This window comes from Vibrio sp. Vb0937, assembly GCF_033338855.1.
On record NZ_JAWOTK010000004.1, the window covers coordinates 83,920 to 108,231 of the forward strand.

A 24,312-nucleotide genomic window follows, 5' to 3' on the forward strand; every position below is an offset into this window, starting at 1 on the left:
GTTTGTCGTCCTTTTTTTATTGTATGAATGAAGTTTTTTGGTTGCTCGAACTTACCTAATTAAGGCCAGTTAAATGGATAAGATCGTACGTTTTGAAGACCAACAATAGATAGCGATGTCTAACCGAATGTTCGTTATTGGAAATATGTTAATGGGGTAGGAAGAGGCGGTCTCTTTTATCTCTAGGAAGGGAATACTTGAATAACAAAAAAGCCCAGCATGCACGCTGGGCTAGTTTTTTTGATAAATATTAGCTGGTCAATAGTCGCTGTAGTTTATCTCGTTGTGCTTCTATGTATGCTCTCTCGGGGCTCTGTTCTTTGCAGTGTTCGAGAATGAACTCTATCGAGCTTAGCACCGTTCTCCAACGTGGTGTTTTGGGTAATGTTTCTATACGCATGTATTTATCTAAAGTGCGTGTTTGCAAAGTACTACGGTCTAGATAAACGCGCCACAAGCCACTTTGCTCTGCAAATGCGAACTTACTTTCACCCGTTACAGATTCCCAATACTCTAAAGCATGTGTCATTGCGTCTACTAGAACTTCTCGCATAAGTTCTTGCTTGTCTTTTTTATTACCGAGCGCTTTGTCTGCAAGGCGCGTAAATTCTCCGCCAAGCTCTTTTAGCTTTTGCAATTGGTCTTTGTCACCATCAAATGCATAACTTGAAAGCACTTCTACGGCGGTTTCTAGATTATGTATGCGAGCGGCACTGGCTCCACCGCCGACATTAAAGATGTACATGATATCTAACCCTGAACCTTCAGGGAGCTTAAGAATGTCTGCTTCGATGTTCTGACGAATATCTTCAATATAGATATCAATCTTACCACAGTAATGAGGTTGTTTGACGGTTAGATATTTAGGGGCAATCAGCTCATCAGCAGATGAGCGCTTTAGCTGTTCTAAGCTGCGCTTGAATAGCTTACAAGCAGCTTCGTTAGCAAAGCGAATACGCTTGTCTTCACGTAGACAGATGATTGCTTCAGGAGCCGATTCTAGCTGTTCCAACAAACGACCTTGAGTCTCAAGTAAGCTTGCTTCAACGACTGCTCGCTGTCTCAGTTCAGACTCTAGCACTTTGTTTTCCATATGGCGCATTTCTGCTTTACTTGCCGTTAAATGCGCTTGGATACGTGCCGCCAACTCTTGTTTATTAAATGGTTTCGATAAATAGTCGTTGGCTCCTGCTTCAAAACCTCTTACACGATCTTCTGTTTGACTGAGTGCGGTGAGCATAATGATTGGCAACTCGGCATGATCATAGGTTTCACGTAGTTCACTACAAACTTGGTAGCCGCTCATGCCTGGCATCATGATATCCAATAACAGAAGTTCCGGCTTCTCTTGCTCGACGAGCGCTAACGTTTCTGGCCCATCGGAGACGGTACGCACACGATAGCCCTCTAAACGTAAAAAGCTTTCAAGCACGCGTAAGTTTACTGGTTCATCGTCAGCAACATACAGTAACGGGCCGTCTGGGTTCTCTGGAAGTGATAAGTCTTCGCTGTTCTCTACATTAACTTCAGGAATTTGGAAGTGCCCGTGCGCAGCTAGAGTCTGGGTTGCTTGGATTTCTTCTTCACTGGCGAGCGGTAAAGTGAAACTGAAGGTAGTTCCGACCATTGGTTGGCTACTGACGTATAACGAGCCTCCCATTAATTCGATCAATTGCCGGCTAATGGAGAGCCCAAGCCCTGCACCTTGACGATAACGGCTCGCGTCTTGCCCTGCTTGGATAAGTGGTTCAAAAATATGCTCAAGTTGTTCTGCGGGAATTCCTTGTCCAGTATCCACGACTTGTACGCGTACATGATCATCTACCACATTAGCGGAGATAACAATTTTACCTTCTGAGGTGTATTTAATCGCATTGCCAATCAGGTTATATAGCACTTGTTCAAGGCGTTGCGGGTCAGCTGATACTGCTTTTAAATCCGCTGGGACTTGGTTGATGATGCGGATGGTTTTACTTCCGAGTAAATGGCTAGAAAGCTCTAAAACCAATCGTGTTGCACTGCCCAAACTCACTGCTGATTTCTGGATATCCATGCTTCCATAACGCATTTTATGATAATCCAACAAGTCATCGACTAGATTAGCGAGACGCTGACCACTTTTAATGATGATATCAAGCTGATATTTCTGGCTAGCGGGGATCGCACCATTGGCGCCGGACGCTAAGGTTTCAGCAATCCCGACCATGCCGTGTAACGGTGTACGAAGTTCATGAGAAGTCGTGGCTAAGAATTCATCTTTTAATTTATCGGCCAATTGCAGTTCTTCATTCTGTTTTTGAATGATCTGTATGTTGCTTTCTAGTTCTTCATTTTGCTTCTTAATGGTTTGAATCTTCTCTCGAATAGAGCGTTGCATTCGTTCAAAGCTTAACGCAAGCCGACCAATTTCATCTTTACGAACCGTATTAAAAGACGTGTCATCAAGATCCCCTGCAGAGACCTTTTCGGCAACCCAAGTCAATTTCAGCAACGGAGAAGTGATAAAGTTTGATAAATAGTGAGAAGCGATCACCACAAGGATAATGGCGATCAACATAGCGATAACGAATAGTTTTTCGAGTTGATGGATACGAGCGAAAGCTTCGTTTTCTGGTAACTGTACGACGAGCGCCCAAATCACACCACGAGTTTCAATCGGTGCATAAGCCGCGATGATCTCTTCACCTAAACCGTTTGTGTAAGTGCCGACACCAAATGCACCAGAGAGTGCTTTATCGATCACTTCTAAGCTGTTCTTAATGTCGTCTTGTTTCGTGTTAATTGTGCGAGGTTGGTGATCATTTCCAACCAGCAAGGTGTTAATGGATGACTCTCGATTAGCGTCTGCGGCTAACTTAGTGATGCCATTATTTGGCAAGCGGAACATGGCATAGCTGTGTAGATAACCTTGTTGAACAATTGGTGCACCTAGCCAAGCGACTGATTTACCCCCTTCCAGCTCGAAGTCAGACACAATCACAGGAGTGTAGTCTTCGTTTACTTTTCGACGTTCAGTCACATCATCGGCGAGACGCTTGAAAGTTTTGCCAAGTGCCGAGTCTTTGTAGGGGCCTGATAACAAGTTCGTTCCGTAGTTATCGTCTTTGTTGATCGAGTAGGTGACGTTACCATTGATGTCGACCAGCAAAATGTCATTAAAATCAGAGCGCTTGAGGAGCTCCAAGTAGGCCCAATGATAGCGTTTATGTAAAAGTCGGTAACGTTCACTTCCTACATAGTTGGATGACTCGGGTAACGTTGAGGTTTTGATTTGGTCTCCGCTGCCCGCGATGTAGCGCTGTTGGGCGTTTTTACGAGACTCTTCAATATCATTGCCTAAACGACTAAAAGCATTGACGAGACCGTAGAATCGGCCACCACTGGCGTAAGCCAACTCTGAGCGCACAAAGCCCATGACTTCGGTTTCTCGTGCCTCAAAGTAGTCGATGATTTGCTGCTGTTTTGTATCTCGAACAGACAGTAAGTGCGAGGTGCTTTGTTCTTGCAGATCTTTACTGTGGGACTGCAAGAAAAAGATCGCAGTAATGGTAAGAGGTGTGATACTGAGCACCAGAAATGCGGTCATCAGTGTACTCTGAAGGCGCTTAAATTTCTGTTTTTTGTAGAATTTAAACATGGATAAGATTACAACTCATAATGGGCAGTTCTAAAACATACTTCGCTGCCGAGGTTCTCGTTAAAAACGGATAAGATGTTCAACTAGATAGAATTAACAAAATTAACGAGTTTTTTTTCTTTGACAAGAAAGTTAGTTGTAAAGCGTGCAGGGTGACGCAGTTTTTCTTATGAGTGTTGAATTTATGAGAAAAAATCGCGCAGGTTTGTGCCTGCGCGGGGGGAAGTTATGATTTTTTCGCGTAGTAGATAGAAAATTTATTGGTCTTATTTAGCGTCTCGCAATTATTAAACGCCCGCTCGATAATTGGTGGGTATTTTAAGAAGCTATTCGCGACAATCACCATTTCGCCGTCTTTGGTTAGATATTGTGGTGCCTGGCCCAACAAGGTTTCCGCTGCGTTGTAATTTGTGTCTAAACCACTGTGGAATGGCGGGTTGCTGATAATAAAGCGGTAGTCTTTTGCGGTATCCGAGTATATATCTGATGCAAATACGCGTCCGGATAAACCATTCGCTTCTAATGTGGCTTGGCTAGAAGTGATCGCATAAGCATTAATGTCACACATCTCAATCGCGATCTCTGGATTCGCTTTCGCCATAAACGCACCGAGCACACCTGCACCACAACCAAAGTCGAGCACTTTGCCCGACAGCTTAGGTAAGGTTTCAAGCAGCAATCGGCTACCTAAGTCGAACTCGCCATGGCTGAATACGCCAGGTAGGCTCTTAACCGCTAGCGACTGCTCACCGAGTGTAACAGTGTAAGACTTAAACCAATCTGCTTGGTTGAAAGGTTTTGGTTCATTGAGGCAATTACCCCAGTAAAATGAGCAGCGACGAGCAGAGTCGTACTTGTTCACAGGGCCGTATTCTTGGAACATCTTCTCGATGCTCTTGATGCCGGAGCGGTTTTCACCAACGATGACGATTTCGGTGTTAATGCCCAGTTTCGCCATCAACATCGCCAGCAAGTATTCTGCTTCAGCTTTTGCTTTTGGCCAGTATAAAAGGACCATGTCTGCTTTTGTTTCAACATCAAACACAGAGCCAAAATGACTTTTCACTTTGTCAGAGGTTTGAATTTGGCGGTAGTAGCTATAGTTGGAAGTAAACACTTCAACAGACTCACAATGAGCCACTAACTCAAGAGGAAATAGGTCTTCAACTTCACCAGCGACTAAAACGTGTTTTCCGTTGAAGTATTCAAGTTGGCGCTGAGCTATTTGGCTAGGAGCGATATAAGCAGACATAAATTTGGTTCATCAGAAATAATTTGGGGCAGATTTTCGCACAATCTGCCCCAAGCTTGAAGTGATTAAGCGGTGACTAGCTGTTGTCTTGTTGGTTAAGGAAGTCTTTGAATTCTTCCTCGTAGATATTAAACAGTACCATGGTCACGGCAAAAATAAGTGGGCCGTAGATAAGACCAATCAAACCAAACAGATGCAGACCACCCAGTAATGAGAAGAAAATCATAAGGGTATTCATGCCGGCGCTGCCTTGCATTAGCAACGGACGTAATAGGTTATCTATAGAGCCAACGATAACTACACTCCACACCGTCAAGAAGATAGCCCAAGTCATATCGCCTGTTAAGAACAAGTACGCTGCTGCAGGAATCCAGATTAGCGCGGTTCCTACCACTGGAATGAATGATGCAAAGCCCATCATCGTTCCCCAAAATAGCCCAGGGAAGCCAGCTAGCCACATACCGATGCCGCCAGCCAAACCTTGAGCAATCGCTGTCATGAATGAGCCCATCACGGCTGATTTAGAAACTTGCTCTATCTCTGTCAATATGCGGTCTTCTTGGCTACGTGAGAGTGGCAGGATATGACGAATCGCAGAGATAATTTTGTCGTGGTCACGAAGCAGAAAAAACAGCACAAACAGCATCAGGAAGAAGTTCATTAGGAAGTTGGTTGCGTCTCCTAAAATCTTTGCGCTGATAGCAACTAAGTTAGAGCCAAACGATGTAGCAAATTGACCAATTTTCTCAGCAATGGCTTTGGGCTCGATTTTATCAAAAGGTAAGTACTCATTAACAATCGCTAAGCCTTTGATAACGAAAGGATGTTGGAATATATCTTGGATGCCACCATTGGTAACCCAATTATATGTATTTTGTGAGAAAACAGAGCCTTGCTGAACAATGGCTGCAAACACAAATAAAAGCGGGATAACAATAATAAACGTCAAGACGACACATGACAGCAGTGCTGCCATATTTGGGTGCTTGGGAATTTTCTGCTCAAACCATTCGTGTATCGGAAACATGAGCAAAGAAATGATAAAAGCCATCACAATGGAATTGATATATGGCTCAACCAATAAGTAGCAAGCAAAAGCAGCGGCGAGTAAAGCAACCATTAGTACTCGGTGACTCGACGTTATTTTTACATTATTTGGCATGGTATTAGTCCAACTTACAGGTGACGTTTACGGTTTATGCCTTCAATGATGGCGTGTAACCTTTATTACTTTGCACTCTTAACTCTTTCAAGCTTATGACAATGCCGAATTAGAGCAGGGCGATGTACCTTGCTATAATGACTACAAATCAGTCGGTTATCAATCAAGAGATGAGCTATGGGTTGTTGCAACGGTGATAAAAAGTGTCAAACCGAGAAAAAAGCTAAGCGAATACCGTGGTTTGGCATTGTCGTTGGGGTATTAGCGATATTGGTTATTTTGAATTGGCAATAAAAAAGGACCGTTACGGTCCTTTTCTAAATGCGTTATCGCCGTTTTTAGCGATTATTTCGCTTCTTCTGCAAGAACAGCAAAACAGCGGTCAGCAGCTTCTAGTGTGGCATCAATCTCTTTTGAACCATGAGCGAGTGAAGTAAAGCTCGCTTCAAACGCAGATGGCGCAAGGTAGACACCGTGTTTTAGCATTAAGTGGAAGAAACGCTTGAAGCGTTCTATATCGCACTTCGTTACGTCTTCGTAGCAAGTTACTTTTTCTTGGTCAGTGAAGAAGAAGCCGAACATACCGCCCACTTGGTTAACAACTAGCGGAATACCGTGTTTTTCTGCTAGAGACTTAAAACCTTCAGCAAGTTGTTTCGTTTTAGAAGCTAGGCGCTTTTCGTTGCCTTCTTCTTTTAGAAGGTTCAAACATGCGTAGCCTGCTGCCATTGCGACAGGGTTACCGGAAAGGGTACCAGCTTGGTAAACTGGGCCTGTAGGTGCAACGTATTGCATCACTTCTTTACGGCCACCGAAAGCACCTACTGGCATACCGCCACCAATCACTTTACCCAGTGTCGTTAGGTCGGGTTTGATGTTGTAGTGTGCTTGCGCGCCGCCTAGAGCAACACGGAAGCCTGTCATTACTTCATCAAAAATTAGTAGCGCGCCTTCTTGATCACAGATTTCACGTAGCCCTTCGTGGAAGCCTTCCACTGGTGGAATACAGTTCATGTTGCCTGCTACTGGCTCAACGATGATACAAGCAATTTCGCCTTTGTTAGCAGCAAATAGCTCGCGTACAGAATCTAGGTCGTTGAATGTTGCTGTTAGCGTGTGCTTAGCAAAATCTGCAGGAACGCCAGGAGAGCTTGGCTGACCTAGAGTTAGTGCACCAGAACCTGCTTTTACTAGCAAGCTGTCAGCGTGGCCGTGGTAACAACCTTCAAATTTCATGATCTTGTCGCGACCGGTGAAGCCACGTGCAAGGCGAATCGCGCTCATCGTAGCTTCAGTACCAGAACTTACCATGCGGATTTGCTCCATTGATGGAACAAGCTCAGAAACTAATTCTGCCATCGCGATTTCAAGTTCTGTTGGCGCACCGAAGCTAAGACCGCGTTGCGCTGCATCAATTACTGCTTCGCGGATAACCGCGTGGTTGTGACCAAGAATCATTGGACCCCAAGAGCCAACGTAATCAATATACGCTTTACCATCGGCATCAAAAATCAGTGGACCGTCTGCTCGTTCGATAAATAGCGGAGAGCCGCCAACGCCGTTGAATGCACGAACTGGTGAATTGACACCGCCAGGGATGGTTTGCTGAGCTTTTTGATACAGCTCTGATGATTTGGTCATGGGGTTATCCTCTTTTGATTGCTCGGACCAAGTGGAGCGCATTGTACCTAGCTATAATCAAGTTAGAAACGTTTTGCTTAATTTATGTGTTGTTTCGCAGTGTAATCTTATATATCCGCATCTGTTATAAAGAATCGGCGGCGAATACTTGAACGAGTTTGTCAGGTATTGGATAATCGTCTCAATTAGCACAAATTTGACGTCTTGCTTCAGGCTTGACGCATTACACGAGTGAGAGAGGTCTTCGTGAGCGAAGTAAACGTACCATTATCTTTTTCTGACGCAGCAGCATCTCGCGTTAAAGCATTGATTGCTGAAGAAGAAAACCCAGCATTGAAACTGCGCGTATACATTACTGGCGGCGGCTGCAGCGGCTTCCAATACGGCTTTACTTTTGATGAAAATGTAAACGAAGGCGATACGACAATCGTAAACAGTGGTGTAACACTGGTTGTAGACCCTATGAGTCTGCAATATCTCGTTGGCGGTATTGTTGACTACACAGAAGGGTTGGAAGGAGCGCGCTTCTTCGTAAATAATCCAAATGCAACGACAACATGTGGTTGTGGTGCATCGTTCAGTGTGTAATTAACACCTAACAGGCAGCTAATGGCTGCCTGTGCTTTATGTAGAAGGATGTCACGTAAAGCGCACGCTCGCAGATATGCAGAGAAATAATAAAAAGGACTTTATATGTCTGGACTTTCTTTTGGGCGCCGAATTGTCGAGCGCCCTTGGCTAGTATCTCTTATCCTCGTCTTACTTCTTGTTGCATGGCTAACCATCGGCCAACTCAAAGCACAAGATGATCATCCTAACTCTTCAACATCCACGAACACAACACCACTTGCAAAGGTGATGTTTGATACTTTTCTTGCCGAACCTACCAGTAAAACCATTGAATTGTATGGACGAACAGCGCCCAATCGTCAAGCGCGTCTTGGCGCCGAAGTTGCCGGTAAAATAGTCAGTCTTAACATAAAGAAAGGCCAAGCGGTCAAACAGGGACAAGTGATCGCAAACATCGATAAGCGCGACCTTGGCATTCAACTTAAACGGGCCCAGGCGATGCTGTTGGTTAAAGAGAAAGAGTTTAATGCAGCTAAATCGCTAAAAAGTCGCGGACTGCAAGGTGAGGTTGCATTTGCGACAGCGCAAGCAGCGTTGGTAGATGCACGTGCGAATTTGAGTAACGTGCAAACGGCTTTAAGAAATACTGAGGTTAAAGCGCCATTTGATGGCATCGTAGATCATCACTTTGTTGAGTTAGGTGATTTTGTCGGGATTGGCGATCCTATTGCGACGGTCATTGATTTGGATACTTTAGTGATTGAAGCCGATGTCAGTGAACGGCATATACAATATCTTAAGGAAGGCCTAGAAGCCGACGTAAGAACCATTAACCAACAGCATCATCAAGGTCGTGTGCGCTACATTGGACGTGTTTCTTCTGCTTCTACTAATACGTTTCCAATTGAAATCGAAATTGATAATCAAGACGCAAGAATTCCTGCTGGTATGAGCGCAGAAGTACAGCTGCCTTTGAGTGAAGTGTTGGCAGTAAAGATTACGGCTGCCATGTTAGCACTAGATGAAGAAGGTAACTTAGGTGTCAAGACACTGCGTAATGAGCATGTTGAGTTTGTTCCAATTCAACTCGTTAAGGCCGAGGATGATGGTGTGTGGCTCTCTGGGTTAGGAGAGCGTGTAGACATTATCGTGCTGGGACAAGGTTTTGTGCGAGATGGTGATCAAGTACTGGCCAATAAAGTTGATGACGTAGTTATTGAAGCGGCTAATGAGCAGTAAGGAGCACCTATGTACACTCTGATTGATGCTGCGTTATCTCGCGCTCGCACTATGCTGACATTGTTGGTGATGATATTAATTGCAGGTGTCATTACTTACGTCACAATCCCCAAGGAATCGAGCCCTGATATTACCATTCCTATTATCTACGTTTCTGTTGGGCATCAAGGCATTTCTCCTGTCGATGCCGAGCGTTTATTAGTTCGGCCAATAGAGCAAGAGTTGCGCTCTATTGAAGGCGTAAAAGAGATGACCTCTGTGGCATCAGAAGGTCATGCTTCGGTGACGCTGGAATTTAGTGTCGGAGTGGATCTTGATAAAGCGATGGCAGATGTGCGTGATGCGGTTGATCTTGCGAAGCCAAAGTTACCAGAGGACAGTGATGAGCCAACGGTAAACGAAGTCACGTTTGCATCTGAAGAGCCTGTTTTGACCGTTGTGCTCTATGGCACCGTACCAGAGCGAACCATTGTTCAGATTGCCAGAACGTTACGTGATCGTTTGGAAAGTTTCCGTCAGATTCTTGAGGTTGAAATCGCAGGAGATCGCGAAGACATCGTGGAGATAGTTGTCGATCCGCTATTGATGGAAAGCTACGGTCTCGATCAAGCGGATATCTATAATTTAATTGCCTTGAATAACCGAGTTGTGGCTGCGGGGTTTGTCGATACTGGGTATGGACGCTTTTCGGTAAAAGTCCCATCGGTTTTTGATTCACTGAAAGATGTGCTTGAACTACCTATCAAGGTGAATGGAAAAGAGGTGATCACTTTTGGCGATGTGGCGACAGTACGGCGTGCATTTCGCGATCCTGAAAGTTTTGCTCGTTTAGATGGCGAATCTGCCATCGTTTTGGACGTAAAAAAACGGGCAGGGGAAAACATCATTGAAACGGTTGAGCTGGTAAAAGAAGTACTGGCTCAGGGACAGAAGCGCGCCGAGTGGCCCGACAATTTGCAAGTTAAATACACTTGGGATCAATCCGACGATGTCAAATTGATGCTCAGTGATCTACAAAACAATATCTTATCCGCAATTATCCTCGTAGTTATCGTCATTATTGCCATATTGGGGGTTAGGACCGCGCTTCTCGTGGGGATTTCTATTCCAGGATCGTTCTTGACTGGGTTGTTGGTGTTATCGGTATTTGGGCTGACGGTCAATATCGTCGTACTGTTTGCTTTAATTATGGCAGTAGGCATGTTGGTGGATGGTGCCATTGTGGTGACAGAGTTTGCAGATCGGCGCATGCAAGAAGGAACGCCACGTAAAGAAGCCTATCGAGATGCCGCAAAGCGAATGGCCTGGCCTATTACCGCATCCACAGCAACCACATTGGCTGCGTTTGCTCCGTTACTTTTCTGGCCAGACATCACTGGTGAGTTCATGAAGTACTTACCACTTACTTTAATTGCTACTTTGGCCGCTTCTCTGATGATGGCTTTATTGTTCGTTCCTGTCATCGGTGGGATCATTGGCAAGCCTCAAGTAGTCAATCAGAAAGCTCAGCGAGAAATGGTTGAGCTGCATAACGGCAACTTTGAAAAAGCGACAGGCATTACCAAGCTTTATTACCAGACTCTGTCGGTAGCGATTCGTCATCCATGGAAGGTCTTACTCAGCGCGATACTGCTAGCGGCAGGTGTCGGCTTCACTTACAACAAAGCTGGCTTGGGTGCAGAGTTTTTCCCTGAGGTGGACCCTGCCTTTTTTACCGTTAAAGTTCGTTCTTATGGTGACCTGTCTATTCACGAAAAAGATGTTGTTATGCGCGAAATCGAGAAGGTGATGCTCGGTCATGACGAGTTTGAAAGTGTCTACACGCGCACAGGATCGAGCGATAATGGGGACGAGATTGGCCAGATTCAAATAACGCCTGTGGATTGGCAGTATCGACGCAAAGTGAAAACCATTATTGAGGAACTAAAAGAGACGACAGACCGCTTTTATGGTGTTGAACTTGAGTATAAATTCCCGGACGCAGGACCGCCTGTCGAGCATGATCTCGTGATTGAAGTGTCATCACGAAATTTGAGTGTTAGTGCGTTAGATGAAGCAGCCAAAAAAGTACGACATTGGGCTGATGGTAATCCTGCACTGACCAACTTGAGTGATACCACTAATAAGGAAGGGATTGATTGGCAAATTGATATCCAGCGAGATGACGCCTCTCGCTTTGCAGCGGATGCTACTTTAGTCGGGAATACCGTCCAGTTTGTTACGAACGGCTTGAAAATAGGCGATTATTTGCCCGATGATGCGGATGAAGAAGTCGATATTTTGGTGCGCTATCCGCAAGATAAGCGCGACATAGGTCGATTTGATCAACTGAGAGTGAAAACGGCAGCTGGTCTGGTACCGATTACGAATTTTGCTCAAATCAAACCAGATCATAAGCAAGACACTATTCGTCGGGTCGACAGTCATCGAGTTATCAATATTAAAGCGGATATGGTGGAAGGTTACAATTTGGCGCTTGAGTTACCTAAGATTGCCGCTGGAATGGAACAGCTCGACTTACCGGAAGGCATTGAATATAAGATTCGGGGTCAAAATGAAGAGCAGGAAAACTCATCAGCATTCTTGCAAAATGCTTTTATTGTCGCGCTTGGTGTGATGGCTTTGATTTTAATTACGCAGTTTAATAGCTTTTATCAAGCTTTCTTAATCCTTAGTGCAGTGCTGTTTTCTACCGTTGGTGTCTTCGCCGGGTTACTTATTTTCCAAAAGCCATTTGGCATCATTATGTCGGGAATTGGAGTGATTGCGTTGGCTGGTATCGTGGTAAACAACAATATTGTTTTAATCGATACTTATAATCAGATGCGTAAACGTGGCTTAGAAAAATCTGAGGCTATTTTGCGTACGGGTGTGCAGCGTTTAAGACCCGTTTTACTTACGACGGTGACCACCATATTAGGCTTATTGCCAATGGTGTTAGAAATGAACATCGACTTAGTTAATCAGAAAGTGGAGTTTGGCGCACCAAGCACTCAATGGTGGTCTCAGCTTGCGACCGCTGTCGCGGGTGGTTTGGCGTTTGCGACTTTGCTAACGTTAGTTCTGACACCGTGTTTGCTTATGCTCGGGAGAGAGCATCACTCCGAACAGTAAGCTTTATCGTGATGATATCGACAAAACAAAAAGGGCAGCTTCGCTGCCCTTTTCAATACCTGGCTTACTTCATTGCTAGCAGTTTGCTGTAGCGTTCAAGCTTGTCCATGCTAATTTTCGCGTTTGCCATGAAAGTTTGTCTCGCTTTGCCTGTCAGGGATTTAGATTGTGGCAAATTCACCGTGCGCGGGTTTTTATGGACACCATTCACAAGGAACTCATAGTGCAGGTGAGGGCCAGTTACACGGCCAGTTCCGCCAAGCGTACCAATGGTTTGGCCTTGCTTAACGCGTTGACCAGCTCGTACAGTACGTTTGGTTAAGTGCAGGTACTTGGTAATGTAAGTATTGCTATGTTTAATGAAAACGTAGTTACCATTAAATTTGTTGTAAGACGATTTTTGAACAACGCCATCACCAGCCGCCCAAATCGGGGTGCCCACTGGTGCCGCATAGTCCGTGCCTCTATGAGGACGAACGCGTCCCGTCACTGGATGTAAGCGGCGTGGGTTGAAATTAGACGAAACTCGACGGAAGTCCAACGGCGCGCGTAAGAATGCTTTTTTCATTGCACGCCCATTTTCGTCGTAATACTTGCCACTTTTCTGATCCAATATTGCGGTAAAGGTATCGCCTTGGTTTTTAAAGATCGCAGCAATGATTTTTCCACGGCCGATTACTTCACCTTCTACCACTTCCTCTTGGTAAAGTACTCGGAAGCTGTCGTTTTTACGAATATCTAAAGCAAAGTCGATGTCCCAACCAAATATGCCAGCCAGTTCCATGATTTGGTTACCATTTAATCCAGAAGATATTCCTGCATTCCAAAAGTTTGATTTGATGGTGGCTTCAGCGTAGTTGTACTGGAAGTCGACTTCTTTTTTATCAACTTCAGAAACGTACTTGCCGTCTTTTAATGTGATACGAAAAGTCTCGAACGCGCTTAGTGTTCTTCTTAGCTGCACCAAGTCGTTATTTTCGTCAAAACCAAATTGCAATCGGTCACCAGGTCGAAGCCGAGTTAACTGTTTTTCCACTTCTTTGTCTGATGACACCAGTTCATGTAATAGACGAGCAGAAAGCCCTACGCGACTAAATAAGATGGCAGCACTCTCGCCATTTTTTACTTTGTATGTTTCCCAGCGCAGCACGGCAGGAACCGCAGGCGATGAACTATTTAGTGCACTGAGTTCGAGGGAAACTGGCACAGGATAATGTTGACCAACTTTTAATCGGCTCTGCTGCGGGTCTAGGTCTTGCGGATCAGGTAAAAAGAAGAGCGCGAAGATAATCAGCGCACTAAAAAAACCGATCAATACTTTGTGCAAGAGTGGAAGTCGGACAAAAATCGAATGCATGAGGTACTTGATTGCTAAATTAAACGGAAAAAGTGACAACTACCTAGTCTAACGTGTTTCAAAATGCATCGCTATTCAAGTAATATGTTCAGCTATTATATTTTTGCCAAATCTGTGGGAGTGAACAAGAATGGCGAGCATTGAAGCTGCACTAGCCGAGATTAAGCGCGGTGTTGAAGAGCTGATTCCAGAAGAAGAGCTAATCGCAAAACTAAAAGAAGACCGTCCTCTACGTATTAAATTGGGCGCTGATCCAACAGCACCTGACATTCACCTAGGCCATACGGTTATTTTCAATAAGCTTCGCTTGTTCCAAGAACTAGGTCATGAAGTGACGTTCCTAATCGGTGACTTCACTGCAATGGTTGGTGACCCAACAGGTAAAAACACAACTCGTCCGCCGCTAAGTCGCGAAGACGTATTGCGTAACGCTGAAACGTACAAAGAGCAAGTGTTCAAAATTCTCGATCCTGCAAAGACTAAAATTCAGTTTAACTCTGAGTGGCTGTCTGAACTGGGCGCAGAAGGTATGATTCGCCTTGCGGCAAACCAAACCGTTGCTCGTATGCTAGAGCGTGACGACTTTAAAAAGCGTTACGCGGGTGGTCAGCCAATTGCTATTCATGAGTTCATGTACCCACTTCTACAAGGCTGGGACTCAGTAGCAATGGAAACGGATGTTGAATTAGGTGGTACAGACCAGAAGTTCAACCTTCTAATGGGTCGTGAACTGCAAAAGTCTCACGGTCAAAAACCTCAGGTTGTACTGATGATGCCGCTTCTAGTGGGCCTTGATGGCGAGAAGAAGATGTCTAAGTCAGCAAACAACTACATCGGTATCAGCGAAGCGCCAAGCGAAATGTTTGGTAAAATCATGTCTATTTCTGATGACCTAATGTGGAGCTACTACGAGCTGCTCTCTTTCCGTCCTCTGGAAGAGATTGCTCAATTCAAAGCTGATGTAGAAGCGGGCAAAAACCCTCGTGACATCAAAGTATTGCTAGCAAAAGAAATTATTGCTCGTTTCCACAGTGAAGCCGATGCCGATGCAGCAGAGCAAGAATTCGTAAACCGTTTTGCGAAGAACCAAATTCCTGATGAAATGCCAGAGTTTGACTTTGACGCAGGTCGCCCAGTGAGTAATCTGTTGAAAGAAGCAGGCTTATGTCCATCATCGTCAGATGCGATGCGCATGGTCAAGCAGGGCGCTGTGAAGATTGATGGTGAAAAAATTGCGGACAGCAAATTTGCTCCAGAAGCGGGTACTTACGTGTTCCAAGTAGGCAAACGTAAATTTGCTCGTATTACTATTCAGTAATTCATAATGACTGCAAATGAAAGCGTCCGAAGGGCGCTTTTTTTGTATGAAAATTTAGCAAAAACGGCAAAGTAAAACTTCCATACCTGATGAACTTTGCTACTATACTTGCGCTGCCAATAATGGCAGCGCTATCGGAGATTTACATGAACAATACCGACCATCCTCCCAGTCGTTGGGTGAGTAAGATTAAGGGAGCGAAATAACCCGCTTCGGTATTGGCGATCTCCGCCTTACCTAAGTGGTGAGGCATCTTTTCTAATTTTCTTCTCGTTATTTCCTTCATACATTCTGAATAGACAGTGCATTCGCATTGGTTTTCTCTGTGCATCTTAATTGTTGTCTGACTTTTAGCGTGCAAGAGTGGCTTTTCATGCTTTGTCGATGGTCGTTACCAATGCCAATCGGGAGATTCGCCATGACGGTAATGAACAACACTTTTATTGAAACAACACCAAACTTTTCTGAAGTAGAAATTGGTGCAGCTCGCAATGCATTCTTGCAGTACGAGCAAGAGCAACAAGTCCATTTGCTTACGGTTATGCCGATTGATGAGGCTGTAGGTATTTTACAGCATTGCTCTGTCGGCTATGTGAATAGTCTTATTGCTCAACTTGAGCAAGCAGGTCATGACAAACGCGCACGTCATTATGCTCACCAACTGGGTCTGCATATGTCTGAAGTTGATACACCCGATGGTTATTTATCAACTAGTGTTTTAGGGCATGTAAAACAGCGTATTGGATGGATCATTGCGCTGGCTCTTTTAGGGATAGTGTCAGGCTTGATCATCGCTCAGTATGAGGACACCCTTAGTCAGCTTGTTTTACTTGCAGTGTACATGCCAGTGATTGCAGCTGCTGGTGGTAACACAGGAACACAAGCAGCAACTTTGGTGATTCGTGCTCTTGCTACTGGAGAGTTAAAAAAACGCCAATGGTTAGAAGTTTTGTGGAAAGAGAGCCGAGTCGCTCTATTTATTGCGCTAGCGATCGCTATCGTGATGATTGGACGCATTATGTTATTTAGTGCAGGACAATCAACAGGAGGCTTTGAACTAACCGATATCGCACTGGCAATAGCAGTTGCGCTGTTCATTCAAGTCACCATTTCTACAACATTGGGCGGGCTGTTGCCAATTATTGCACGAGCTTGCAAGTTGGACCCAGCCGTATTGGTGAGTCCAGTTCTTGCGTCTATCGTCGATATTTCAGGAATGTGGATTTACTTTAACGTGGTGAACTATTTCTTAGGTATTGCCTGACTAAAGTTCACAATGTCATTGTAAAAAAGCTGCTCAAAATGTGTAATCGGGGCGATGACAGGTGTGTTGTCGTCCCGTTTTTCTGGGAAGTAGTCTGAAACAAACTGAACAAAAATGGTGTTAGGTTGACCATTTTTGTCCAAGCCATATCCAGCCATATTGTAAGTCCCGTAGATAGAGCCACTTTTCGCGATCAGCTGTCCTTTAATTGGAAGTTTTCGCATACTTTGTCGGTACTTTAATGTGCCGGATTCACCTGATTTCGGCATGATGGCAATCAATTTGAGTTCGTTTTCATGCTTCCAAATATAGCGCAGCATTTCAGCCATCTTGGTCGCGGAGATCCGGTTATTTCGCGAAAGTCCTGAGCCGTCTTCTAGGCGCGCATTACGAATATCAATACCAGTGTTGGCGAAAATGATCTGCTTGATCGCTTCTGTACCGTTAGTAAAACTGCCTGGCTGAACGAAAAATTTAGCACCAAGTGTTTTGGTTAATGTGTCGGCAATCAAGTTGTCAGAGTTTTTGAGCATATCTTCGAGAATGTCTGGTAAGGCTTTTGATTGATGCATTGCGATGAGTTTTCGCTGCTTTTCTGGCGCCGTACCGACCCTAATCTGTCCTGATACCCCAATGTTGAGCTCCTTGAGCAAAGCCGCCAACCTTTGACTGGTGTAACGCTCAGGGTCTTGAACCGCAAATTTCAGTGGCAATGGTTTGTCTCTTTCAACCAAGCACCCTGTTAGCTTGTAGTTGTTATCGGGATTTGCAACTAAACCTAAGTCACAATGACGACTTTTCTTAATGGTTTTAGAAACTGTTTCTACGGTACTTGTGACACGAATAGGTTGATGCTCTGGTACGTAGACCCGCGTTCCACCATCTTTTTGTGTATAGATAGAGGCTTGTACACAGTTGTTATTGAGTGTGATGGTCGATGCCGGAGCGCTGTAGCAAACTCCCAAGATATCCCATGGCCAGCCCACCGCACGGTTATAACCAGTGAATGCGCTGTTATCGAGCCATAGGTCACCGTTAATCCGTTTTAAGCCATTTTTCTTAGCTAGAGTGAGGAGTGATTTTAAGTCGTTGGTTTGGAGTGTTGGGTCGCCGACAAAGTAAATCACTGCATCTGAGTTCGACGTTTCCAGCTTGGTTCGAAACCGGAAATTATCACCCAGTTCTAGCTTTGCGGCTAATGCGGTGACGATTTTTAATGTACTCGCTGGTGGGAACAGTTGTTCGGTAGGATGAACACCGTCAAGCTCAGCATTTTCACTGAGTTTTTCCGCAACTAAACTGATGCGGGCGCCTTCAGGCAGCACTTCTTGATGAGGGTACGCTTGTGAAAAAGCAGAAAGTAATGAAGAGAATATGAGCAAGGGCCAACGTAAACGCATAATGATACTTTCTAAGGTGAGTTATGTGATTGAGTATACGCAAGTCCTTTCAATATGCTAGGTAACTAAAGAAATGCTTCAAATGTCTTCATGAATGAGACACGAGAGAAAGGCGCGCTGCTTAAAATTAAGTATAAAAAATGCCCGCTTAAAGCGGGCATTCGATATTCTAGTCAAAGACCGGAATTAGAAGTCGTAACGTAGACCTAGAGCTAGCTCGTCTTCAGCATCGATCTTAGTTGCAACTGTTTTGCTCGTGTCAGTTGAACCAAACTTGTCACCTGCATCAATCAGGTTGAAGTTGTAAGAAATGTAACCACGGAAGTTAGGCTTGAAGTAGTAAGAAGCATCAACAGCGAAGTTGTTTGCAGAAGTTTCGTTGTTAGTTTCTGCATTGTTGTATGATGTTGTAAATACTGTTTGGCCTAGAGTGTAAGCACCCGCTAGCTCGTAACCAGTGTAATCAACTGTGTTACTGTTGTTTGAATCTTCCATTTTCTCGCCGTCAGTGAATACACCAGCGAAGTAAAGATCAGACATTGTGTAAGATGCAGCTAGCATGTACTCGTTAGCTTTGTCTTGATCTGCGTAACCAGCACCTAGCTCAAGACCAGTGTCAGCTAGAGCGTAGATTGCAGATAGAGAGTAACCGTCTTGTTTGTTGTCGTAGTACTCACCAGTGTTTTTGTTTTCCATACGATCAGCGAAGCGGTAGCTTGCTTTTACGCTTAGGTTTTCAAACTGGCCTTTGTAAGCCATCATGTTGTCTGTACGGTCTGATACAGCTAGTTTGTCTGCTGCAGAGTTACCGTGGTAAGCCATGATATCTGTGAAGTCAGTGATAACGCCTAGTGCACCTTCAGTTTTACCGTATGCGAACTCACCGTAAGCACCGCCAAGACCAGCGTAAGCAAGACGAGTTTCTAGATCGCTCTTGTCGTCGCCGTCTACAGTACCGTTTTGAGCAGTCTCAAATTCACCTTCCCAGAAACCAACACCGTATAGGTTGTCATTGATTTCTTGTTTACCAAGGAAGTTTAGACGGATGCGAGATTTGTCTTGAGCGTCGCCATCTTTCATAGATAGACGTGCTTCAGCACGGCCGCCCATTTCTAGAGAAGTACCGTCTTGGTTGTAAAGTTCAGCTGCGTTTACGCCAGTTGCCATAGCTGCTGCAGATACAGAAAGAGCAATTAGAGTCTTTTTCATCTTATTTGTCCTAGTTAGCTGTCCATAATCATTGTTGTATGGGGGAGAGGTGATCTCTCACAAGTTGTTGGTCCAAAATTGGCTAATTGAGCGATATAGTTCGCACTTGTAAGCCATTGATCTAACAACTCGCTGGACATGTTTTACTGCTAAAGTTTCCGTATGAGTTAGTAAAATGATATAAATCCCACTGATGAACACTGTTCAATTGTGCGTTGTTTTTATTTAAATTACTGTTTTTGATTGAAATTATTGGCAATGACATTGGCCTGACATTGATTAGTTTTTATCTTTTTTGAGGTTTTTGGTGTAATGAACAGTGTTGTTTTTCAATAAATTGAGAAGGTGATTCGCCCTAGAACCGCTCTAAAAGTGAGTTATATCATTATGCCGAAAAGGCATAGTCTTGCTGTCTTTCGAATTAAGATGATTTCGTCCGGGAGTTTGTTTACACTAAACGAAATACATCTTTAAGCGCACTACCCAGTCCTATGACAGGGTGGGCTTTTTTTGTCCAAAGACCCATTTGGGCTTGAGGTTATAAAATGGAAAAAGTTCCAATGACACTACGTGGCGAGCAAAAGCTACGTGCAGAACTCGATCGTCTACTTAAACTACGTCCTCAGATCTCAGAGGCAATTGCTGAAGCTCGTGAGCTAGGTGATTTAAAAGAGAATGCTGAATATCACGCCGCTCGTGAAGAGCAGGGCATTTGTGAAGCACAAATCCGTGACATTGAATACAAACTGTCAGTTGCTCAAGTTATTGATGTAACGAAGATGGAGAACACGGGTAAAGTTATTTTTGGTTCAACCGTAACCTTGATTGATATCGACACCGAAGAAGAAAAAACGTACCAAATCGTTGGTGATGACGAAGCCGATATCAAAGCAGGTCGCATTTCAGTGAGCTCACCTATTGCTCGTGGCCTGATTGGTAAGATGGAAGGCGATGAAGTTGCTATTCAAACTCCGGGTGGCGCGAAAGACTTCGAAATTGACCGAGTAGAATATATCTAAGTCGTTTGGAGTAGCATTACTACTCTGATAAAACGCAAAAAGGTCGCCTCAGGCGACCTTTTTTCTTCAGCAACGTAAGTAGAGTTACTTACGAGGGATTTCGATTTTACGCTCTTCAGACTGGCGGTATAGCACAAGCACTTTACCAATAGTCTGAACTTTTTCAGCGCCCGTCTCACGTACGATAGCGTCGATGATTAGCTGTTTTGTTTCACGATCTTCCGAAGCAATTTTTACTTTGATAAGTTCGTGATGGTTAAGAGCGATTTCAATTTCTGCTAGCACGGCTTCTGTAAGTCCATTTGCGCCCATTAGCACAACAGGTTTTAAACTGTGAGCTAGGCCTTTAAGGTGCTGCTTTTGTTTGGTGCTTAGGTTCATTACGCGGCCAATTTTCTTTAAAATAAGGGTTGAAAAAAGCTATTTTAACGCCATCTATTGCTGAAGACTATAATTTATTGAGTAATAGGTAGCGCCTATTAAAACAATAGCTCCAATTTGTGCCTTGTTGGGATTAAAATGAGTAAACAAAAACATTCGGCTAGTTCTGGTCGTTGGTTGAAAGAACACTTTGATGATAAATACGCGAATGAAGCCCGAAAAAAAGGCTACCGCTCACGTGCTTATTTCAAGATCGATGAGATTCAAACGAAAGATAAATTGTTAAAGCCTGGAATGACAGTCGTCGACTTGGGGGCTGCGCCGGGCGGATGGTCTCAATATGCTGCTAAGATAGTAGGGGACAGTGGTCAGATCATTGCGTGTGACTTGCTTCCTATGGACCCGATTGCTGGCGTTAGCTTTTTACAAGGCGACTTTCGTGATGATGCAGTATTGGAAGCTTTGCTAGAAAGGATCCAACCTTCCATGGTAGACGTAGTAATGTCTGATATGGCGCCTAACATCGCGGGAAACAATTCTGTTGATCAACCTCGCGCTATGTATTTAGTTGAATTAGCTTTAGATATGTGTCGACAAGTTCTAGCGCCTAATGGTAGCTTTGTCGTAAAGGTTTTCCAAGGGGAAGGCTTCGATCAGTATGTGAAAGAAGTCCGAGACATGTTTAAAGCCGTAAAAATTAGAAAACCAGACTCATCGCGAGCTCGCTCTCGAGAGGTCTTCGTCGTAGCCACTGGTTACAAAGGTTAACCATTTTGCTCTCTTGAGAGCGTGTTAACACTATAGCTACAGTTAATGAACTGTAGTACCCTACCTTTAATTACAATTAGTTATCGAGAGGCTTACACCTTGAGTGACATGGCAAAAAATTTAATTCTGTGGCTTGTTATCGCCGTCGTATTGATGTCGGTATTCCAGAGCTTTGGCCCTGGAGAAAGCAATGGCAGAACCGTGGATTACACCACGTTTGTACAGGAAGTTGGCCAAGGCCAGATTCAAGAAGCAACTTTTAAAGACGGTGAAATTAGCTTTGTTCGTCGTGGCGGCGGTGCCAAAATGGTCACTTACATGCCAGTGTATGACCAAAAGCTTCTAGATGACCTAATTAACCAAAACGTGAAAGTACAAGGCACGCCTCCAGAAGAGCAAAGCTTGCTTGGTACTATCTTCATCTCTTGGTTCCCAATGATCTTACTAATTGGTGTATGGATTTTCTTCATGCGTCAAATGCAAGGCGGCGGTGGTAAAGGCGCCATGTCTTTTGGTAAGAGCAAAGCTCGAATGATGAGCGAAGAACAAATCAAGACAACTTTTGCTGACGTTGCTGGTTGTGACGAAGCAAAAGAAGACGTGAAAGAACTGGTGGACTACCTACGCGATCCAAGCCGCTTCCAAAAACTGGGCGGTAAGATTCCAACGGGTGTTCTAATGGTTGGTCCTCCTGGTACGGGTAAAACGCTTCTAGCGAAAGCCATTGCCGGTGAGGCGAAAGTACCATTCTTTACTATCTCTGGTTCTGATTTCGTAGAAATGTTCGTTGGTGTTGGTGCATCTCGTGTGCGTGACATGTTTGAACAAGCAAAGAAAGCTGCACCTTGTATCATCTTTATCGATGAGATCGATGCGGTAGGCCGTCAACGTGGCGCAGGTGTTGGTGGTGGTCATGATGAACGTGAACAAACACTAAACCAAATGCTCGTTGAGATGGATGGTTTCGAAGGTAACGAAGGTATTATCGTTATCGCTGCGACTAACCGTCCGGACGTGCTAGACCCTGCGCTACTGCGTCCTGGTCGTTTTGACCGCCAAGTGGTAGTTGGTCTTCCAGATGTACGTGGCCGTGAACAGATCCTAAAAGTTCACATGCGTAAGGTCCCTCTAGCGGGTGATGTAGAGCCTTCTCTCATCGCGCGTGGTACTCCAGGCTTCTCTGGTGCTGACCTAGCAAACTTAGTTAACGAAGCAGCCCTGTTTGCTGCGCGTGGTAACAAGCGCAACGTTTCTATGGTTGAGTTTGAACTGGCGAAAGACAAAATCATGATGGGTGCCGAGCGCCGTTCAATGGTGATGTCTGAGGAAGTGAAAGAGTCAACCGCATACCACGAAGCGGGTCACGCGATAGTTGGTCGCTTGGTTCCTGAACACGATCCAGTGTACAAAGTGTCTATCATTCCACGTGGTCGTGCGTTGGGTGTAACAATGTACCTTCCAGAGCAGGACCGCGTGAGTATGTCTCGCCAACACCTAGAATCAATGATTTCTAGCTTGTATGGTGGTCGTTTAGCAGAAGAACTTATCTACGGTGCTGACAAAGTATCAACCGGTGCTTCTAATGATATCGAGCGCGCAACAGATATTGCTCGTAAGATGGTTACTCAATGGGGTTTCTCTGAAAAGCTTGGCCCTCTGCTGTATGCAGAAGATGAAGGCGAAGTGTTCTTAGGACGTAGTGTAACTCAGACTAAACATGTGTCTGACGATACAGCGAAGTTGATTGATGACGAAGTTCGTCAGATCATTGACCGCAACTACGATCGTGCGAAGAAGATTCTTCAAGAGAACATGGATATCATGCATGCGATGAAAGATGCGCTGATGAAGTATGAAACCATTGATGCTCGCCAGATTGATGACTTAATGGAGCGCAAAGCTGAAATTCGTGAGCCTGCGGGCTGGAGTGATAACTCAGCAAGCAAACCAGAAGACAGCGACAAGCCTCAAGCAAAGCAAGAAGTTAAAGAAGAAGCAACGGAGACTGCGAAAGATGCAGAACAGCCTAGCTCTTCTGAAACAACTTCTAACGAAGCGCCTGAAAAGAAAGACTCTGAATAAAGAGTATCGATAATATTAAACCCCGAGTTATCTCGGGGTTTTTGTGTTTATGATGATGATTACAGCAAATAACAAATCTTTGGACCTTTCGCGTCCACATGTCATGGCCATTCTAAATGTGACACCGGATTCCTTTTCGGATGGCGGTAAATACAACTCAATTGAACTTGCTCTTGCTCAAGTTGATAAAATGATAAAGGCTGGTGTAAGTATTGTTGATGTTGGTGGTGAATCGACAAGACCTGGTGCACCGGATGTGTCTTTGGAAGAAGAGCTTAGGCGTGTTGTCCCAGTAATCAAAGCCATTCGTGAAAAGTATGATGTGTGGATTTCCGTTGACACCAGTAAAGCAGAAGTGATGCGTCAAGCAATTGAGGCTGGGGCTGATTTGATCAATGACATCCGCTCGCTGCAAGAGCCAGGTGCTCTGGAAGTCGCAGCAGAAGCAAACCTTCCAATTTGTCTGATGCATATGAAAGGTCAGCCTGGGACCATGCAAGTTGACCCTCATTATGATGATTTAATGGGGGACGTGTCGGCTTTTCTAGAAGAGCGTATCGCGGCGTGTGAAGCAGCAGGGATTGATAAATCTCAACTGATTCTCGATCCTGGGTTTGGCTTTGGCAAAACAATCGAACACAATTATCATATGCTTGCTCATCTTGAAAAGTTTCATGAATTCGGCCTGCCTATTTTGGCTGGCATGTCTCGTAAATCCATGATCTTCAAACTGTTAGACAAGCCAGCGGCAGAGTGTACGAACGCAAGTGTCGTTTGTGCTACGATTGCCGCGATGAAAGGCGCGCAGATCATTCGCGTGCATGACTTTGAAGAGACAATCGAAGCAATGAAAGTTGTTGAGATGACGAAAAACAATATTTAAAAATAATAAAGGAAAG

Annotated in this window: 17 protein-coding genes; 9 read left to right on the top strand and 8 right to left on the bottom strand. The window is 44.6% G+C overall.

The window, feature by feature from the left end; genetic code table 11:
* Window positions 1-250 precede the first annotated feature (250 nt).
* The 4 genes from R7P67_RS08700 to hemL form a co-directional block, all read right to left on the bottom strand.
* Window positions 251-3,637 (bottom strand): response regulator, encoded by a 3,387-nt coding sequence (locus tag R7P67_RS08700; RefSeq protein WP_062730455.1) that lies wholly within the window; start codon window positions 3,635-3,637, stop codon window positions 251-253.
* Between the two features lie 226 nt (window positions 3,638-3,863).
* Entirely contained in the window at window positions 3,864-4,889 is a 1,026-nt protein-coding gene (gene rsmC / locus R7P67_RS08705; RefSeq protein WP_025768200.1) for a 16S rRNA (guanine(1207)-N(2))-methyltransferase RsmC, read from the bottom strand.
* A gap of 76 nt (window positions 4,890-4,965) precedes the next feature.
* The gene (locus R7P67_RS08710; RefSeq protein ID WP_031779035.1) at window positions 4,966-6,051 is read right to left on the bottom strand and encodes an AI-2E family transporter; all 1,086 of its coding nucleotides are present in this window, start codon (window positions 6,049-6,051) and stop codon (window positions 4,966-4,968) included.
* Window positions 6,052-6,396: 345 nt separating this feature from the next.
* The gene (hemL, locus tag R7P67_RS08715) at window positions 6,397-7,692 is read right to left on the bottom strand and encodes a glutamate-1-semialdehyde 2,1-aminomutase (RefSeq protein ID WP_054576317.1); all 1,296 of its coding nucleotides are present in this window, start codon (window positions 7,690-7,692) and stop codon (window positions 6,397-6,399) included.
* Window positions 7,693-7,938: 246 nt separating this feature from the next.
* Here hemL and erpA point away from each other — a divergent pair, with 246 nt between their 5' ends.
* The 3 genes from erpA to vmeK all read left to right on the top strand — a co-directional run bounded on the left by erpA (window position 7,939) and on the right by vmeK (window position 12,615).
* Window positions 7,939-8,280, top strand: coding sequence for an iron-sulfur cluster insertion protein ErpA (gene erpA / locus R7P67_RS08720; RefSeq protein ID WP_005380031.1), 342 nt, complete (start codon window positions 7,939-7,941; stop codon window positions 8,278-8,280).
* 105 nt (window positions 8,281-8,385) lie between these two features.
* Entirely contained in the window at window positions 8,386-9,501 is a 1,116-nt protein-coding gene (locus R7P67_RS08725) for an efflux RND transporter periplasmic adaptor subunit (RefSeq protein ID WP_005380030.1), read from the top strand.
* Window positions 9,502-9,510: 9 nt separating this feature from the next.
* Complete coding sequence (gene vmeK / locus R7P67_RS08730; protein ID WP_054576316.1) at window positions 9,511-12,615, top strand: multidrug efflux RND transporter permease subunit VmeK; 3,105 nt, start codon at window positions 9,511-9,513, stop codon at window positions 12,613-12,615.
* A gap of 64 nt (window positions 12,616-12,679) precedes the next feature.
* Here vmeK and R7P67_RS08735 read toward each other — a convergent pair whose 3' ends face one another.
* The gene (locus R7P67_RS08735) at window positions 12,680-13,972 is read right to left on the bottom strand and encodes a peptidoglycan DD-metalloendopeptidase family protein (RefSeq protein ID WP_005386530.1); all 1,293 of its coding nucleotides are present in this window, start codon (window positions 13,970-13,972) and stop codon (window positions 12,680-12,682) included.
* Between the two features lie 130 nt (window positions 13,973-14,102).
* Between R7P67_RS08735 and tyrS the strand changes: the two genes are divergently transcribed.
* Together tyrS and R7P67_RS08745 are read left to right on the top strand one after the other, a co-directional pair.
* The gene (gene tyrS, locus R7P67_RS08740; protein ID WP_017820416.1) at window positions 14,103-15,290 is read left to right on the top strand and encodes a tyrosine--tRNA ligase; all 1,188 of its coding nucleotides are present in this window, start codon (window positions 14,103-14,105) and stop codon (window positions 15,288-15,290) included.
* 418 nt (window positions 15,291-15,708) lie between these two features.
* On the top strand, window positions 15,709-16,554 hold the full coding sequence (locus R7P67_RS08745) for a magnesium transporter (protein ID WP_005380062.1): 846 nt from the start codon (window positions 15,709-15,711) through the stop codon (window positions 16,552-16,554).
* Here R7P67_RS08745 and dacB read toward each other — a convergent pair.
* Both dacB and R7P67_RS08755 read right to left on the bottom strand, forming a co-directional pair.
* Entirely contained in the window at window positions 16,533-17,954 is a 1,422-nt protein-coding gene (gene dacB, locus R7P67_RS08750; RefSeq protein ID WP_005380063.1) for a serine-type D-Ala-D-Ala carboxypeptidase, read from the bottom strand. The two genes, R7P67_RS08745 and dacB, sit on opposite strands and share 22 nt — an antisense overlap.
* Before the next feature lie 186 nt (window positions 17,955-18,140).
* A complete protein-coding gene (locus tag R7P67_RS08755) occupies window positions 18,141-19,163 on the bottom strand; it encodes a porin (RefSeq protein ID WP_005380064.1) in 1,023 nt (340 codons plus the stop codon).
* 545 nt (window positions 19,164-19,708) lie between these two features.
* Here R7P67_RS08755 and greA point away from each other — a divergent pair.
* Entirely contained in the window at window positions 19,709-20,182 is a 474-nt protein-coding gene (gene greA, locus R7P67_RS08760) for a transcription elongation factor GreA (RefSeq protein ID WP_005380065.1), read from the top strand.
* An 84-nt stretch (window positions 20,183-20,266) separates the two neighbouring features.
* Here the strand turns inward: greA and yhbY are convergent, their stop codons facing one another.
* A complete protein-coding gene (gene yhbY, locus R7P67_RS08765; protein WP_005480467.1) occupies window positions 20,267-20,563 on the bottom strand; it encodes a ribosome assembly RNA-binding protein YhbY in 297 nt (98 codons plus the stop codon).
* A 138-nt stretch (window positions 20,564-20,701) separates the two neighbouring features.
* On the opposite strand from yhbY, the gene rlmE reads away from it, so the two are divergent.
* The 3 genes from rlmE to folP all read left to right on the top strand — a co-directional run bounded on the left by rlmE (window position 20,702) and on the right by folP (window position 24,296).
* Complete coding sequence (gene rlmE / locus R7P67_RS08770) at window positions 20,702-21,331, top strand: 23S rRNA (uridine(2552)-2'-O)-methyltransferase RlmE (protein WP_005388985.1); 630 nt, start codon at window positions 20,702-20,704, stop codon at window positions 21,329-21,331.
* Between the two features lie 108 nt (window positions 21,332-21,439).
* The gene (ftsH, locus tag R7P67_RS08775) at window positions 21,440-23,413 is read left to right on the top strand and encodes an ATP-dependent zinc metalloprotease FtsH (protein WP_017635895.1); all 1,974 of its coding nucleotides are present in this window, start codon (window positions 21,440-21,442) and stop codon (window positions 23,411-23,413) included.
* Window positions 23,414-23,465: 52 nt separating this feature from the next.
* Window positions 23,466-24,296, top strand: coding sequence for a dihydropteroate synthase (gene folP / locus R7P67_RS08780; protein ID WP_170890536.1), 831 nt, complete (start codon window positions 23,466-23,468; stop codon window positions 24,294-24,296).
* Window positions 24,297-24,312: the final 16 nt, after the last annotated feature.